The organism is Citrobacter sp. wls708 (genome assembly GCF_005281255.1).
GTDB lineage: Bacteria > Pseudomonadota > Gammaproteobacteria > Enterobacterales > Enterobacteriaceae > Citrobacter > Citrobacter werkmanii.
On sequence record NZ_SZXE01000023.1, the window covers coordinates 275,960 to 291,096 of the forward strand.

General features: G+C 53.6%; 15 protein-coding genes. 10 read left to right on the forward strand and 5 right to left on the reverse strand.

The window, feature by feature from the left end; all coding sequences use genetic code 11:
* The first annotated feature begins 2 nt into the window (after positions 1–2).
* The 8 genes from ribF to FDW97_RS16945 all read left to right on the forward strand — a co-directional run bounded on the left by ribF (position 3) and on the right by FDW97_RS16945 (position 8,227).
* On the forward strand, positions 3–941 hold the full coding sequence (ribF, locus tag FDW97_RS16910; RefSeq protein ID WP_038637072.1) for a bifunctional riboflavin kinase/FAD synthetase: 939 nt from the start codon (positions 3–5) through the stop codon (positions 939–941).
* Between the two features lie 37 nt (positions 942–978).
* The gene (gene ileS, locus FDW97_RS16915) at positions 979–3,795 is read left to right on the forward strand and encodes an isoleucine--tRNA ligase (RefSeq protein ID WP_069324086.1); all 2,817 of its coding nucleotides are present in this window, start codon (positions 979–981) and stop codon (positions 3,793–3,795) included.
* Positions 3,795–4,292 (forward strand): signal peptidase II, encoded by a 498-nt coding sequence (gene lspA / locus FDW97_RS16920; RefSeq protein ID WP_003018932.1) that lies wholly within the window; start codon positions 3,795–3,797, stop codon positions 4,290–4,292. The genes ileS and lspA overlap by 1 nt, the downstream gene beginning before the upstream one ends.
* Positions 4,293–4,409: 117 nt before the next feature.
* Positions 4,410–4,859, forward strand: a complete 450-nt coding sequence (fkpB, locus tag FDW97_RS16925) for an FKBP-type peptidyl-prolyl cis-trans isomerase (RefSeq protein WP_038637078.1) — start codon at positions 4,410–4,412, stop codon at positions 4,857–4,859.
* A gap of 1 nt (position 4,860) precedes the next feature.
* The gene (gene ispH / locus FDW97_RS16930) at positions 4,861–5,811 is read left to right on the forward strand and encodes a 4-hydroxy-3-methylbut-2-enyl diphosphate reductase (RefSeq protein ID WP_038637079.1); all 951 of its coding nucleotides are present in this window, start codon (positions 4,861–4,863) and stop codon (positions 5,809–5,811) included.
* Positions 5,812–5,876: 65 nt separating this feature from the next.
* Positions 5,877–6,791, forward strand: coding sequence for a ribonucleoside hydrolase RihC (rihC, locus tag FDW97_RS16935; RefSeq protein WP_137346821.1), 915 nt, complete (start codon positions 5,877–5,879; stop codon positions 6,789–6,791).
* Between the two features lie 97 nt (positions 6,792–6,888).
* On the forward strand, positions 6,889–7,452 hold the full coding sequence (locus tag FDW97_RS16940; RefSeq protein ID WP_085048340.1) for a glucose-6-phosphate isomerase family protein: 564 nt from the start codon (positions 6,889–6,891) through the stop codon (positions 7,450–7,452).
* Positions 7,445–8,227: a glucose-6-phosphate isomerase family protein gene (locus FDW97_RS16945; protein WP_085048339.1), complete on the forward strand. Its 783-nt coding sequence runs from the start codon at positions 7,445–7,447 to the stop codon at positions 8,225–8,227. Before FDW97_RS16940 ends, FDW97_RS16945 begins: the two co-directional genes overlap by 8 nt.
* A gap of 111 nt (positions 8,228–8,338) precedes the next feature.
* Here the strand turns inward: FDW97_RS16945 and FDW97_RS16950 are convergent, their stop codons facing one another.
* The 5 genes from FDW97_RS16950 to FDW97_RS16970 are packed head-to-tail and all read right to left on the reverse strand — an operon-like array spanning position 8,339 to position 12,649.
* Positions 8,339–9,157, reverse strand: a complete 819-nt coding sequence (locus FDW97_RS16950; RefSeq protein WP_016151643.1) for a PTS system mannose/fructose/sorbose family transporter subunit IID — start codon at positions 9,155–9,157, stop codon at positions 8,339–8,341.
* A complete protein-coding gene (locus tag FDW97_RS16955; RefSeq protein WP_085048338.1) occupies positions 9,157–9,954 on the reverse strand; it encodes a PTS sugar transporter subunit IIC in 798 nt (265 codons plus the stop codon). Before FDW97_RS16955 ends, FDW97_RS16950 begins: the two co-directional genes overlap by 1 nt.
* A gap of 10 nt (positions 9,955–9,964) precedes the next feature.
* The gene (locus FDW97_RS16960) at positions 9,965–10,459 is read right to left on the reverse strand and encodes a PTS sugar transporter subunit IIB (RefSeq protein ID WP_042312435.1); all 495 of its coding nucleotides are present in this window, start codon (positions 10,457–10,459) and stop codon (positions 9,965–9,967) included.
* Between the two features lie 11 nt (positions 10,460–10,470).
* Entirely contained in the window at positions 10,471–10,899 is a 429-nt protein-coding gene (locus FDW97_RS16965) for a PTS sugar transporter subunit IIA (protein WP_085048337.1), read from the reverse strand.
* A 4-nt stretch (positions 10,900–10,903) separates the two neighbouring features.
* Positions 10,904–12,649: a class I mannose-6-phosphate isomerase gene (locus FDW97_RS16970; RefSeq protein WP_137351365.1), complete on the reverse strand. Its 1,746-nt coding sequence runs from the start codon at positions 12,647–12,649 to the stop codon at positions 10,904–10,906.
* A gap of 188 nt (positions 12,650–12,837) precedes the next feature.
* Here FDW97_RS16970 and FDW97_RS16975 point away from each other — a divergent pair, with 188 nt between their 5' ends.
* Complete coding sequence (locus tag FDW97_RS16975; RefSeq protein WP_085048335.1) at positions 12,838–13,845, forward strand: LacI family DNA-binding transcriptional regulator; 1,008 nt, start codon at positions 12,838–12,840, stop codon at positions 13,843–13,845.
* Positions 13,846–13,978: 133 nt separating this feature from the next.
* A complete protein-coding gene (gene dapB / locus FDW97_RS16980; protein ID WP_038637087.1) occupies positions 13,979–14,800 on the forward strand; it encodes a 4-hydroxy-tetrahydrodipicolinate reductase in 822 nt (273 codons plus the stop codon).
* The last annotated feature ends 337 nt before the right edge of the window (positions 14,801–15,137 follow it).

Consider the following 15,137-nt stretch of genomic DNA (forward strand, 5'->3'; position numbering starts at 1 on the left):
ACATGAAGCTGATACGAGGCATACATAATCTCAGCCAGGCCCCGCATGGGTGTGTGCTGACTATTGGTAATTTCGACGGCGTGCACCGTGGTCACCGTGCGTTGCTGCAGGGCTTACGGGAAGAAGGGCGCAAACGCAATTTGCCGGTGATGGTGATGATTTTCGAGCCACAGCCATTAGAGCTGTTTGCAACGGACAAATCACCTGCGCGCCTTACTCGCCTGCGAGAAAAACTGCGTTATCTGGCGGAGTGTGGCGTAGATTACGTATTGTGCGTGCGTTTTGACAGGCGCTTCGCGGCATTAACGGCGCAGACTTTTATCAGCGATCTGCTGGTTAAGCGCCTTGGTGTACAATTTCTTGCCGTGGGCGATGATTTCCGCTTTGGCGCTAGCCGTGCGGGCGATTTCTTGTTATTACAGGAAGCGGGTGCTGAGTATGGTTTTGATATCACCAGTACCCAAACCTTCTGTGAAGGCGGTGTTCGTATCAGCAGCACCGCGGTACGTCAGGCGCTGGCTGAAGATAACCTGCAGTTGGCCGAAAGCCTGCTTGGGCACCCTTTTACCATCTCAGGACGGGTGGTGCATGGTGACGAGTTAGGACGCACCATTGGCTTTCCGACGGCAAACTTACCGCTTCGTCGCCAGGTTTCTCCGGTGAAAGGGGTTTATGCGGTTGAAGTTATGGGGCTGGGTGACAAACCTTTTCCCGGTGTTGCCAACATCGGCACCCGCCCGACGGTAGCCGGCGTACGTCAGCAGTTGGAAGTGCATCTACTGGACGTTGTAATGGACCTCTATGGTCGCCATATAGATGTAGTGCTGCGTAAAAAAATTCGCAGCGAGCAGCGATTTGCTTCGCTGGATGAACTAAAAGCGCAGATTGCGCGTGATGAGTTGACTGCCCGCGATTTTTTTGGGCTAACAAAACCGGCTTAATGCCTATACGAGTTTTAAATACGGAACCGAGAATCTGATGAGTGACTATAAATCAACCCTGAATTTGCCGGAAACAGGGTTCCCGATGCGCGGCGATCTCGCCAAGCGTGAACCGGGAATGCTGGCGCGTTGGACTGATGATGACCTGTACGGCATCATTCGTGCGGCCAAAAAAGGCAAAAAAACCTTCATTCTGCATGATGGCCCTCCTTATGCGAATGGCAGCATTCATATTGGTCACTCGGTTAACAAGATTCTGAAAGACATTATCGTGAAGTCCAAAGGACTCACGGGCTATGACTCGCCTTACGTTCCGGGCTGGGACTGCCACGGTCTGCCGATCGAGTTGAAAGTAGAGCAGGAATATGGCAAACCGGGCGAGAAGTTCACCGCCGCTGAGTTCCGCGCTAAATGCCGTGAATACGCTGCTACACAGGTTGACGGTCAGCGTAAAGACTTTATCCGTCTTGGCGTGCTGGGCGATTGGTCGCATCCGTACCTGACCATGGACTTCAAAACCGAAGCCAACATCATTCGCGCGCTGGGTAAAATCATCGGCAACGGTCACCTGCATAAGGGTGCGAAGCCGGTGCACTGGTGCGTTGACTGCCGTTCCGCGCTGGCGGAAGCGGAAGTTGAGTATTATGACAAAACCTCCCCGTCCATCGACGTGGCGTTCCACGCCGCCGATCAGGACGCGGTGAAAGCGAAATTTGCCGTTTCTGACGTTAACGGCCCGATCTCGCTGGTTATCTGGACCACCACCCCGTGGACGCTGCCGGCGAACCGCGCGATCTCCCTGGCGCCTGATTTTGACTATGCGCTGGTGCAGATCGACGGCCAGGCCGTGATTCTGGCGAAAGATCTGGTTGAAAGCGTCATGCAGCGCATTGGCGCGGCTGACTACACCATTCTGGGCACCGTTAAAGGCGCTGAGCTGGAACTGCTGCGTTTTACCCATCCGTTTATGGGTTTTGACGTACCGGCGATTCTGGGCGATCACGTCACGCTGGATGCAGGTACCGGGGCGGTACATACCGCGCCTGGCCACGGCCCGGACGACTATGTCATCGGTCAAAAATACGGTCTGGAAGTGGCGAACCCGGTGGGTCCGGACGGCGCTTATCTGGCGGGCACCTACCCGACCTTGGACGGTGTGAACGTCTTTAAAGCCAACGATATTGTTGTCGCTCTGCTGAGCGAAAAAGGCGCGTTGCTGCACGTCGAGAAGATGCAGCATAGCTATCCGTGCTGCTGGCGCCACAAAACGCCGATCATCTTCCGGGCGACCCCGCAGTGGTTCGTGAGCATGGATCAGAAAGGCCTGCGCGCGCAGTCCCTGAAAGAGATCAAAGGCGTGCAGTGGATCCCTGACTGGGGCCAGGCGCGTATCGAATCCATGGTTGCCAACCGTCCTGACTGGTGTATCTCCCGTCAGCGTACGTGGGGTGTGCCGATGTCTCTGTTCGTTCACAAAGACACCGAAGAGTTGCATCCGCGCGCTATCGAACTGATGGAAGAAGTGGCTAAACGCGTTGAAATTGACGGCATCCAGGCGTGGTGGGATCTCGATCCGAAAGATATCCTCGGCGACGAAGCTGACCAATATGTCAAAGTCCCGGATACGCTGGACGTTTGGTTTGACTCTGGTTCCACCCACTCATCTGTCGTAGACGTGCGTCCTGAATTTGCCGGTCACGCAGCGGATATGTATCTGGAAGGCTCTGACCAGCACCGTGGCTGGTTCATGTCATCTCTGATGATCTCCACCGCGATGAAAGGCAAAGCGCCGTATCGCCAGGTACTGACTCACGGTTTCACCGTGGATGGTCAGGGCCGTAAGATGTCCAAGTCTATCGGTAACACCGTTTCTCCGCAGGACGTGATGAACAAACTCGGCGCGGATATTTTGCGTCTGTGGGTGGCGTCTACCGACTACACCGGTGAAATGGCGGTTTCTGACGAAATTCTGAAACGTGCTGCCGACAGCTATCGTCGTATCCGTAACACCGCACGCTTCCTGCTGGCGAACCTGAACGGGTTCGATCCGGTAAAAGACATGGTGAAACCGGAAGAGATGGTGGTGCTGGACAGGTGGGCTGTTGGCTGTGCGCAAGCGGCACAGGAAGAGATCCTGAAAGCTTACGAAGCCTATGACTTCCACGAAGTAGTGCAGCGCCTGATGCGTTTCTGCTCCGTCGAAATGGGTTCGTTCTATCTCGACATCATCAAAGACCGCCAGTACACCGCGAAAGCGGAAAGCCGGGCGCGTCGTAGCTGCCAGACTGCGCTGTTCCATATCGCAGAAGCGCTGGTTCGCTGGATGGCGCCGATCATGTCCTTCACCGCGGATGAAATCTGGGGTTACCTGCCGGGCGAACGTGAAAAATACGTCTTTACCGGTGAATGGTACGAAGGCCTGTTTGGCTTAGGTGAAACCGAAGCGATGAACGATACCTTCTGGGACGAACTGCTGAAAGTACGCGGCGAAGTGAACAAGGTTATCGAGCAGGCGCGTGCGGATAAGAAAGTCGGTGGTTCTCTGGAAGCGGCAGTCACCCTGTACGCTGAACCCGAACTGGCGGCGAAATTGACCGCGCTCGGCGAAGAGTTGCGCTTTGTGCTGCTGACCTCTGGTGCGAGCGTTGCGGAGTTTGCCGAGGCGCCAGCTGATGCTCAGCAGAGCGAATTGCTCAAAGGTCTGAAAATCGTACTGAGCAAAGCCGAAGGTGAGAAGTGCCCGCGCTGCTGGCATTACACTACCGACGTCGGCCAGGTGGCGGAACATGCAGATATCTGCGGACGCTGTGTCAGCAACATCGCCGGTGATGGCGAACAACGTAAGTTTGCCTGATGAGTAAGCCTCTTTGTTCAACAGGGCTACGCTGGCTGTGGCTGGTGGTAGTCGTGCTGATTATCGATTTAGGCAGCAAGTACCTGATCCTCCAGAATTTTGCTCTGGGGGATACGGTATCGCTGTTCCCGTCGCTTAATCTGCACTACGCGCGAAACTATGGCGCGGCGTTTAGCTTCTTAGCCGACAGCGGCGGCTGGCAACGTTGGTTTTTTGCCGGTATCGCTATTGGTATCTGCGTCATCCTGATGGTGATGATGTATCGCTCGAAGGCGACGCAGAAGCTGAACAACATCGCGTATGCGTTAATCATTGGCGGTGCGCTGGGCAATCTGTTCGATCGCCTGTGGCACGGCTTCGTGGTTGATATGATTGACTTTTACGTTGGCGACTGGCATTTCGCGACATTCAATCTGGCTGATACGGCAATCTGTATCGGCGCGGCATTGATTGTTCTCGAAGGCTTCTTACCGTCGAAAGAGAAAAAAGCCGCATAAAAAAATGCCGGATGGCGCTATGCTAATCCGGCTTACAATCTATCGCGAACCTTGTAGGCCCGGTAAGCGTAGCGCCACCGGGCAAACAGGCGGCAGCAATTTTAAAGAGCAACCTGCATGTCTAAATCAGTACAGAGTAACAGTGCGGTGCTGGTGCACTTCACCCTTAAGCTCGACGATGGCTCCACCGCAGAGTCAACCCGCAATAACGGCAAGCCTGCGCTGTTTCGCCTGGGCGATGGTTCTCTGTCTGAAGGACTGGAACAACACCTGCTGGGGCTAAAAGAGGGTGATAAAACCACTTTTTCCCTGGAGCCGGATGCCGCCTTTGGCGTGCCAAGCCCGGACTTGATTCAGTATTTCTCGCGTCGGGAATTTATGGACGCGGGCGAGCCAGAAATTGGCGCTATCATGCTCTTTACCGCAATGGACGGCAGTGAGATGCCTGGCGTGATTCGTGAAATCAACGGTGACTCGATCACGGTTGATTTCAACCATCCGCTGGCCGGGCATACCGTTCATTTTGATATTGAAGTGCTGGAAGTCGAACCAGTACTGGAGGCGTAAAATGCAGATCCTGTTGGCTAACCCGCGCGGTTTTTGCGCTGGCGTAGACCGCGCTATCAGCATTGTAGAAAACGCGCTGGCTATTTATGGCGCGCCGATTTATGTCCGTCATGAGGTGGTGCATAACCGCTATGTGGTGGATAGCCTGCGCGAGCGCGGCGCTATTTTTATTGAGCAAATCAGTGAAGTGCCTGACGGCGCGATCCTGATCTTCTCCGCCCACGGTGTCTCTCAGGCGGTACGTAACGAAGCCAAAGGTCGTGATCTCACGGTTTTCGACGCCACCTGTCCGTTAGTCACCAAAGTGCATATGGAAGTGGCGCGCGCCAGCCGTCGCGGTGAAGAGTCAATTCTGATTGGTCACGCCGGGCACCCGGAAGTCGAAGGCACAATGGGCCAGTACAGTAACCCACAGGGGGGGATGTATCTGGTTGAATCACCGGAAGATGTACTGAAACTGACCGTGAAGAATGAAGGTAAATTGTCCTTCATGACACAGACCACGCTTTCCGTTGACGACACTTCTGACGTCATTGACGCGCTGCGCCAACGCTTCCCGAAAATTGTCGGGCCGCGCAAAGACGATATCTGTTATGCCACCACCAACCGTCAGGAAGCGGTTCGCGCGCTGGCGGAACAGGCTGATGTGGTGCTGGTGGTCGGCTCGAAAAACTCCTCTAACTCTAACCGTCTGGCTGAACTGGCCCAGCGAATGGGGAAAGCGGCGTATTTGATTGACGATGCGACCGACATCCAGGAAGCGTGGGTAAAAGACGCTAAGTGCGTAGGCGTGACGGCCGGAGCCTCGGCGCCGGATATCCTGGTGCAAAACGTGATCGCTCGCCTGCAGGAACTTGGCGGTGGAGAGGCTATCCCACTGGAAGGCCGTGAAGAAAATATTGTTTTCGAAGTGCCCAAAGAGCTGCGTGTGGATGTTCGTGAAGTAGAGTAAGTCTTTCACGATACGATTATGAGAAGATGCCAGACTTAACGTCTGGCATTTTTTATGGAGAAACCATGCGCTTACCGATCATTCTTGATACCGATCCCGGCATTGATGATGCCGCCGCTATTGCCGCCGCGCTGTTTGCCCCTGAGCTGGATCTGCAACTCATGACCACGGTAGCAGGCAATGTTTCGGTGGAAAAAACCACCCGTAATGCGTTGCAACTGCTGCACTTCTGGAGCGCGGATATTCCGCTGGCGCAAGGGGCATCAATGCCGCTGGTGCGACCGCTGCGTGACGCCGCTTCCGTCCACGGTGAGTCCGGTATGGAGGGGTATGAATTTGTCGAACATGACCGTCAGGTAATGGCAAAACCTGCCTTCCAGGCGATTCGCGATGCGCTGATGCATGCCCCACAGCCCGTGACGCTGGTGGCGATTGGTCCGCTGACCAACATTGCGCTGCTGCTGACCCATTATCCTGAATGCATATTCAATATTCACCGTCTGGTGATTATGGGCGGCTCAGCCGGGCGCGGGAACTTTACGCCAAATGCCGAATTTAATATTGCTATCGATCCCGAGGCCGCCGCGAAAGTTTTCCAGAGCGGGCTGGAGATCGTGATGTGTGGGCTGGATGTCACTAATCAGGCCATGCTGACGCCGGAGTATCTGGCGACGCTTCCCGCGCTCAATAAGACCGGCAGCATGCTGCACGCACTATTTAGCCATTACCGCAGCGGCAGTATGAATACAGGACTGCGGATGCATGATCTGTGCGCGATTGCCTGGCTGGTGCGCCCGGAACTCTTTACTCTGCAGCCGTGCTTCGTGGCGGTGGAAACTCAGGGGGAATATACCTCGGGTACCACGGTGGTGGATATTGAAGGGCGTTTGGGGCATCCGGCAAATGCCCAGGTTGCACTGGATCTTGACGTTGAGGGGTTCCAGCAGTGGGTGGCAGAGGTGCTGGCGCTGGCGCCTTGAGGCTGTGATCCGGCCCGCAATATGCAGACAGAATTAGCAGGTTAATCGATTAATCTGCTAATCTTATTCTGTTGTTCTCCTCGGGCCGGAGACACATATGAACCTTTCTTTTATCCAGCCACCGCAGGTGGCGTGGGCAAGCGGCGCATTAGCCGATGGCCCATTATTGCGTAAATCCACCCGCATTCAGGATCTTACTGACGTTTTTGCCGATGAAAAGGCCCGCCAGCAACTGTCAGGCGAGCAGGTCGTATATGATGTTGAGATGCTGGATTCGTCCCCCGCAGAAGGCGAACTCTACACCGGCGTTACCCATCTTTATCCTGGCCGGATCGGCAGCGAGTATTTTATGACCCGTGGGCATTTCCATGCGCGTCGCGAACAGGGTGAGGTTTATTTTGGTCTGCGCGGCACGGGTTTACTGCTGTTGCAACCTGAGCAGGGCGAGGCGCGACTGGAAAAGGTATTTGCCGGATCCGTCCACATTATCCCCGGCTTTACCGCACACCGGTTAATTAATACTGGGGAAGAAATTCTGTCGGCGCTCGCCGTATGGCCTGGGATTGCAGGCCATGATTATGCGGCGCTGTCCAGGGGGTTCAGAATAAGAGTCTTTGAGGAAAATAAGACGATTCAGGCGAAGGAGGTACAGAATGGCTGATTTAGCACATTCTTACGGCCTGGATATGAGGGTTCATCACCATCCGCTTGGCTTTAGCTATGGGGATGAGGTCACAGGGCCGATGCCGGAGATTCGCCGACTCGATCACATTCGCCCCTCACTGCGCGATCCGCATTGTGACGGGCCGGAAGAAGTGTATGCCATTGCAATGGATGTGGCACGAATGCAGGATCGCGAAGAGCTGAAAAAGCGGATGTTGTTGTTTGGCGTGGTGACTTATGCGGCGGGGCAGTTGGGGGAAGAGCCGGTGCGTAGCCAGGGGCATATTCATCGTATCAGCCAGCACAGCGGCTGGTCCCCGCCGGAGCTTTACGAAATCTGGCAGGGAAAAGCAATAATCTATATGCAGGAGTATGTCGAGGACGATCCCGGGCGTTGTTTTGCTGTGATTGCCGGCCCCGGTGAAAAAGTGCTGGTTCCGCCCGGTTGGGGGCATGCGACTATATCCGCAGACCCGAATGTACCGTTAACTTTTGGCGCGTGGTGCGATCGTGAATATGGTTTTGAGTACGAGGCCGTTCGTGCGCATAAAGGGTTGGCGTGGTACCCGTTATTACAGGGCAACCATGTTATCTGGCAGCATAATTCGCGGTACATTCCCGGAAGATTACACGCCGTTACGCCCCGACAATATACGGAATTCTCGATTACTTCCGCCCCTGTTTACCAGCAATTTATCGAGGACCCGGCGCGTTTTCAATTTATCTCACGCCCGGATAAATGTGCTGAGTTGTGGCAAAACTTCCATCCATAAAGAGCCGGGGCCATAGCCCCGGTACTGGTTTTGCCTGGCCTACAAACTGAAAAACTCGGTACAGTACAGTAGGCCGGATAAGCGTATGCGCCATCCGGCAAATGACAGGCACTACCCTGCAAACAGGCCTGTCGCAACGCCGAGCGCCGCCAGTATCAACAGTAAAATCATCGCTTTTACTGGCGACACACCACGCTTGGCCATCAGATACCAGGTGCCCAATACAACAATCAGCGGCAATAGCTGCGGGAAGATTCCGTCCAGCATCTGTTGCACATGAATATTTACCCCATCCTTGGTGATAAATTCCAGCCCGGTGCCAAGTTTAACGTAGCTCGCCGCTACGCCACCCATAACAAACACACCCAACAATGATAACGCTTCACGCAGGCGGGCAGATTTACTGCTCACCAGCATTTCCACCGAACCGGACCCCATTTTGTAGCCTTTGAGGAACAAAAACCATGAGCCAGGAATAATGATTGCCAGCCAGGCGACGGTATAAAACAGCGGTCCCAGAATGTTACCGCCAGCCGCCAGGGCCATACCGATACTGAGCAGGATTGGGATCAGCATGCCCGGGATCATCGAATCGCCGATCCCGGCTATAGGGCCCATCAGTCCAACCTTCAGGGTATTGATCGTTTCCCCATCGATCGGCTCACCGTTCGCTTTTTTCTCTTCCAGCCCCAGCACCATGCCATTTACGATCGCGCCTATCTGCGGCTCCGTATTATAAAACGAGGCGTGACGGCGCAGCATTTCAGTACGTTGGGCGGCGTCGGGATAGAGCTTTTTCGCCACCGGGAGCATACTCAGGCAAAAGCCAAAAGATTCCAGACGTTCAAAGCTCATGGATGACAAGTTGTGCATCATCCATGCACGCCAGCAGCGGCGAAGATCTTTACGCGTAAGTGTACGTTCTTCCATCAGAATTCATCCTCATCATCAACGACCGACTGTGCATGCGTAGTCTGTGGCGGTTCTGGTTTGTAGTTGTAATGGATCAACGCCAACAGCGAACCGACGATCACCAGCGCGACCATGTTGAGTTTTAAAAAGACGATGCAGACAAAACCGACGAGAAAGTAGATCAGCATGGTGTAGTTTTTGATGATCTGCTTAAGCAAAATCGCGATCCCGACGGCGGGTAAAATGCCGCCCAGTACGTTCATCGTCGACAGGACAATTTTCGGTAAACTGTCCATGAAACCGCTGATGTACTGCGCTCCAAAGTAGACCGCAATGAAGGTTGGTACAAAACGCAGGACAAAGTTTGTCACCTGCGGCCAGATAGCGCTGTTCAGGTAAATGCCGCGTTCATCGCCCCGTTCCAGCGCCACGTCGGCCCGGTGATTCCAGAAGGAGTTCAGTACCATCATCGCGTTAAATAAAATGGTCCCGGCAATACCGATGGTTGCCGCCAGCGCGACCGCCACCTCTGGGCCTTTTCCCGAAAGGATCCCTAAAGCAATTGCCGGGTAAGCAACAAAGTTGAGGTCAGCCGGCATGGAGCCGCCGGGCGTTACCATCGCGATATAGACCGCCTGAACCGCGACGCCAATCATGATCCCGGTTTTAATGTCGCCAAGGATAATCCCGACCAACATTCCGGAAATCAGCGGACGGGTGATCAGATACCAGCCGCCAGTCAGTCCCAGCATCCAGGGGCTGCTGAGGGCGCCGAGATAGCAAAGTATGCCAATCAACGTAGCTTCGATAATCATCGTGCGCTCCTTATTTCAGCTTCTGACGTGCGTCCTGCCAGCTGTAGCAACTGGCGTCAGGGACCAGGCGAAACTCTACCAGGTGCCCATGTTGCGTTAACCAGTCAAAGGCGGCTATTTCCTCGCCATTCACCGACTGATTTGGGCCGATGGTAGTGGTATCGGCACGGGCGCTCATCGGACCTACATTAATCTTGCCGTTGGCATTTTTCAGGCTGATGCCAGCTTCTTCAATGCGTTTTAGCGTGACGGGCGATTTACCAATGACGAAATAACGCTTCTCGCTGGCAATGACTTTCGGCAGTTTTTCAATCGCGGTGGCGGTATCAAACAACCAGACTTTTGTGTCCTGCACGGCGCCTTTCATCACCGAAGAGAGCAGAGGGTCGGCCGCGACGGCGTCGTCTATCGCGACAATTCCGTCACAGGGCAGCTCTTTGGCCCAACGTGTCACGAGCTGCCCATGGATTACGCGGTCATCGATACGTACAAAAGAAATACTCATAGTGGTTTCCTTTAAAAATCGTCGGACTGAACGGATAAAACCGGGGCGGCTTTAATCAGCGTAGGTACCGTCAACGCCAACAGCTCGACGGCTGCGGCGTGAACATCCGTTAAATGGCAGATCTCCTCGCTTTGTAACAGCATCGGGAAGTTGACACCCGCGACAACGGCAACGGGAGGAACCGTTTGTGCAGAAAACGCATGGTGGCAGGCGACATTCCACGGCGTACCGCTTTGCATGTCACATAGCACCAGAACGCCGTCAGCGTCTTTCCCGGCACTTGCGAGAACATGAGAGAACGTCTGTTTAAACCCTTCGATACCCGCCTGTTCACTCAGCGTGACGGGGTAAACATGCGGTAATTCTCCGTAAACCATGCGACCGCTGGCGAGAAGCGCTTCTGCCAGGGGACCATGGGTGGCAACAATAACGTTAATCATGCGCTTATCCTCTAACCCAGGCTTTAATCGTGGCAAGCTGTTGGCCGATACCCTTGCCAAACGGCGAAATGCGGTACTCTCCAACGGCGGCCGGGATAATAAAGGTTTCTGCATAGTTGACGACAAACGGGGCAAATGCGCCGCTCGGGCTTTCAACAACGGCCTGCGCACCTTCGACCAGGTTCAGGACGTTTACGCCGCCATGGGTATGGTGTGTGACCGGTGCCGTAAACCAATGGCGGCGCGTTTCAATAAACTCGCGCTCGTGCATTCCGGTTCTTTCTTCCCGCCAACCTTCCCCTTCGGCGATAGGTTCAATACGGTTGACCAGGTTGTCATGTACCCATTGCGTGTCACGCTGCCAGTCAATCACCTGCTGACCGTGATCCAGATGGACCGGGCGCGGTAAGCCGTCTAGCCCTAAACGTCCCCAATCCCACAGTTTAAAGGTGAAGATATAGGGCGTTGCGCTGATCTCCAGCACCATGGTTCCTGCACCCGAGCAGTGGACGGTTCCTGCGGGGATCAGAAAGTGATCGTGTTTATGCGCAGGGATCTGATTAACGAACCGCGTATCATCAAAGGTTTTTTCACCACGGCCCGCGGCTCGGAGCTCGTCGAGCATGTCCTGTGGCGCGATCCCGGTTTTAGTGCCGAGATACACCACGGCGTCCGGCTCGGCTTCGAGAATGTAATAGCTCTCATCCTGGGTATAGTGCATACCAAACTGTTGCTGAATGTACTCAGTGAGCGGATGAACCTGAAAGCTCAAATTCTGGCCGCCAATGGTATCAAGGAAGTCAAAACGAATCGGGAATTCCGCACCAAAACGTGCGTGAACTTTCTCGCCCAGCAGGGGGCGGGGATAGGTTAGCACCAGATCCTGAGAGGGGATCTCGATCCGCACGTTGCCAAAACGCAGTAACAGGCTGTTTTCCTCGGGCACGCAATCAAAACACCACGCGTAATTGGGGGCTGAGGGATCGAGATCGAAGTGTTGTTTCATCCATTGCCCACCCCAAACGCCTGGGTCGAAGAAAGGGGCAACGCGAAACGGTTGTTTAGTCGTTTGTTGCAAACCGGCGCGCAACGCGTCGCCGCTGACCATTGCGGGATGATTTTCTACAGTGGTATCAAGCAAATAATCGGTGCGTTTGAGTAACGGCGTTTTGTGCCGGTCGAAGACTCGCCATTCAATGAAGAAAGCGCGTTTGTACCGACGAAGAATATCTTCATCCTGGTTTTTCGCCCCCCAGTTCCCCAACCCGTCATGGCGCATACGCTGTTGAATTTCCCAACGCGGAAGATCGGCATAAACCAGTACGTCACCCGGGTGTGCCAGCGTCGCGCCGGGTCCGTACACCACGACCAGACCTTCGGCAACGGCATCAATCTGTTGGCGGAGCTGACTGAGCTTGTCACTATCAAAAAACTCATTCAGGTGATGGCAGGAAAGGACGCCGAATACGCGATCGTCGGTAAGGTTTCGCGCCAGTAACTCATGCAGAGCCTGCTCATCTCTGCGGGCGGATTCAATATTCAGCACCAGCGCGGTATCTAACGTCGTGACAAGCTGTTGTTCCAGTTCTTCAAGCCGCACGCCCGGATAGCAATCCACGATCAATACGGTTTTGGCTGCTGCAGAAACCCTGGTGTTAAGCACAGAATGGATCGCCGCCCAACCCTGCCAGGCGTGCTCGTCGTAGCCCTGAACGTTAACCTCAGGGAATTTATTATAGGTTGTCGTCATTTTCTTTCTCCGTGTTGGCTAATTTAAGATTAATCGATTAACCTTATTTTCATAGTGTGGTTAACGCGATTAACCCGGCATATTCAGAATCAAAAGCGGTGAAAAGCGCGTTAGCGTGATGTGAATCACACGTATAAAGGCAATATTTCGGTTATTCGATTAACCTTCGATAAAAATCAGGAGCAGGTATGACCACAGTCACGTTGGCGCAGGTAGCTGAGCGCGCGGGAGTCTCCACGGCGACCGTGTCGATGGTATTGCGTAACCGGGGGCGAATTTCTCAGGCTACACGCGAACGGGTGCTTAAAGCGCTGGATGATGCTGGCTATGTATATAATCAAACCGCCGCTAATCTGCGTAACCGGAGCAGTAATCAGGTTGGATTGTTGCTCCACGATATCACCAACCCTTTTTACGGCGAGATGACTGCAGGGCTAAGCCATGAGATGGAACGACATGACCTGTTGTTGTTTCTGGCAAATAGCGAAGAGTCAGGAGAACGGCAGCAAAAATTTGTCGACTCGTTGATGCGCAATAATGCTTGCGGCATGGTGCTCTGCGCGGCGCGCGAGACGCCGTCATCCTTTTTTGAAGCGCTGAAAAGGCGCAATATTCCCGCCATTATGGTCGTCCGTCCCCTAAGCGATCCTGATTTTGATTTTGTCGGAACCGATAACTTTCTCGGTACGCAAATGGCCACCACCCATTTAGTCAAAATGGGGCACAAGAATATTGCGTTTATTGGGGGGACGCCTGGTTCCGGCAGTCGGACACAGCGTATCGGTGGTTTCACCAGCACATTGCTGGAGCATGGAATATCGCCGAATCCAGAATGGATCGTGGCTACGCAGGCCAGCCAAATTGATGGCGCAAAAGTAGCGGAGTCTCTTCTTCTGCGTTACCCGCAAATTACCGCCGCCGTATGTTATCAGGATATTGTTGCGCTTGGGGTCATGCAGGCGCTACGTAAAATGGGGCGGGAACCTGGGCGGGATTTTGCGCTGGTGGGGTTTGATGACATCACCGAAGCGGCGCTGGTACAACCTGCGCTTACCACCGTGTCGGTGGCGGCAAAAGAGATCGGTCGTAAGGCCGGAGAGCTGCTCTATAGCCGTATTCAGGGAAATGACGAACCGCCGAAACGTATTATCCTGCCGCCAGCGCTGGTAGTCAGAGAATCATGTGGTTTTTGCTGATCGTCATGCCTTTTACTGATATCTCTGCCTGTTTATCATTAAATTCTAATTATCGACGTTTTCGGCTGGCGGCGCAGCGATGCGCTGGTTACTCTGAAAACGATTTACGCAAAATTAACAAAAGAGAATAGCTATGCATGATGCACAAATCCGCGTTGCCATCGCGGGAGCCGGAGGACGCATGGGGCGTCAGTTAATTCAGGCCACACTTGGCATGGATGGCGTACAGCTTGGCGCGGCGCTGGAGCGCGAAGGCTCTTCCTTACTGGGAAGCGATGCCGGAGAGTTGGCGGGAGCCGGGAAAACGGGTGTTACCGTACAAAGCAGCCTTGAGGCGGTGAAAGATGATTTCGATGTTTTCATCGATTTCACGCGACCGGAAGGTACGCTGACGCATCTGGCGTTTTGCCGCCAGCACGGTAAGGGAATGGTGATTGGTACCACCGGGTTCGATGATGCCGGTAAACAGGCTATTCGCGATGCCGCGCAGGAGATTGCTATCGTCTTCGCTGCGAATTTTAGCGTCGGCGTTAACGTCATGCTGAAACTGCTTGAGAAAGCAGCAAAAGTGATGGGGGACTACACCGATATTGAGATTATCGAAGCGCATCACCGCCACAAAGTGGACGCCCCATCGGGGACCGCGCTGGCGATGGGTGAGGCGATCGCTGGGGCGTTGGATAAAGATCTGAAAGACTGCGCTGTCTACTCGCGCGAAGGTTATACCGGCGAGCGTGTGCCGGGCACTATTGGTTTTGCGACCGTACGCGCCGGTGACATTGTCGGCGAACATACCGCGATGTTTGCCGATATTGGCGAGCGTATTGAAATCACCCATAAAGCGTCCAGCCGCATGACTTTTGCCAATGGCGCAGTGCGATCGGCGGTTTGGCTAAAATCGAAATCAAATGGTCTTTTTGATATGAAAGATGTACTTGATTTACGCAGTTTATAGATTTTATTACCCTTCGTGATGTGGTTATGGTAATCATAATTATTTGATTACATGGGGCAATATTTTATTGCCCTTTAATTTTTTGGCTTTTGGTTTTATTTTTTATCTAAGCTGATGTTTATATATGTTTTTATGCTTCATCCTGTTATCTGAATGTAAATTTTGACCAAGTGGTCCACTTTTTTCTCTCGCTGCTCCCGTTTTTACACTCTTTATCTACCGCAAGCGTTTTCTACCCTGAGTTAGCTGATCTTTTTGCCTGTTAAATCGAGTGATTTATCCCAGTGGCGTAAAATAATAATAAAAATTGCCCTTTTGGGTAGACTTTTACGTGGGC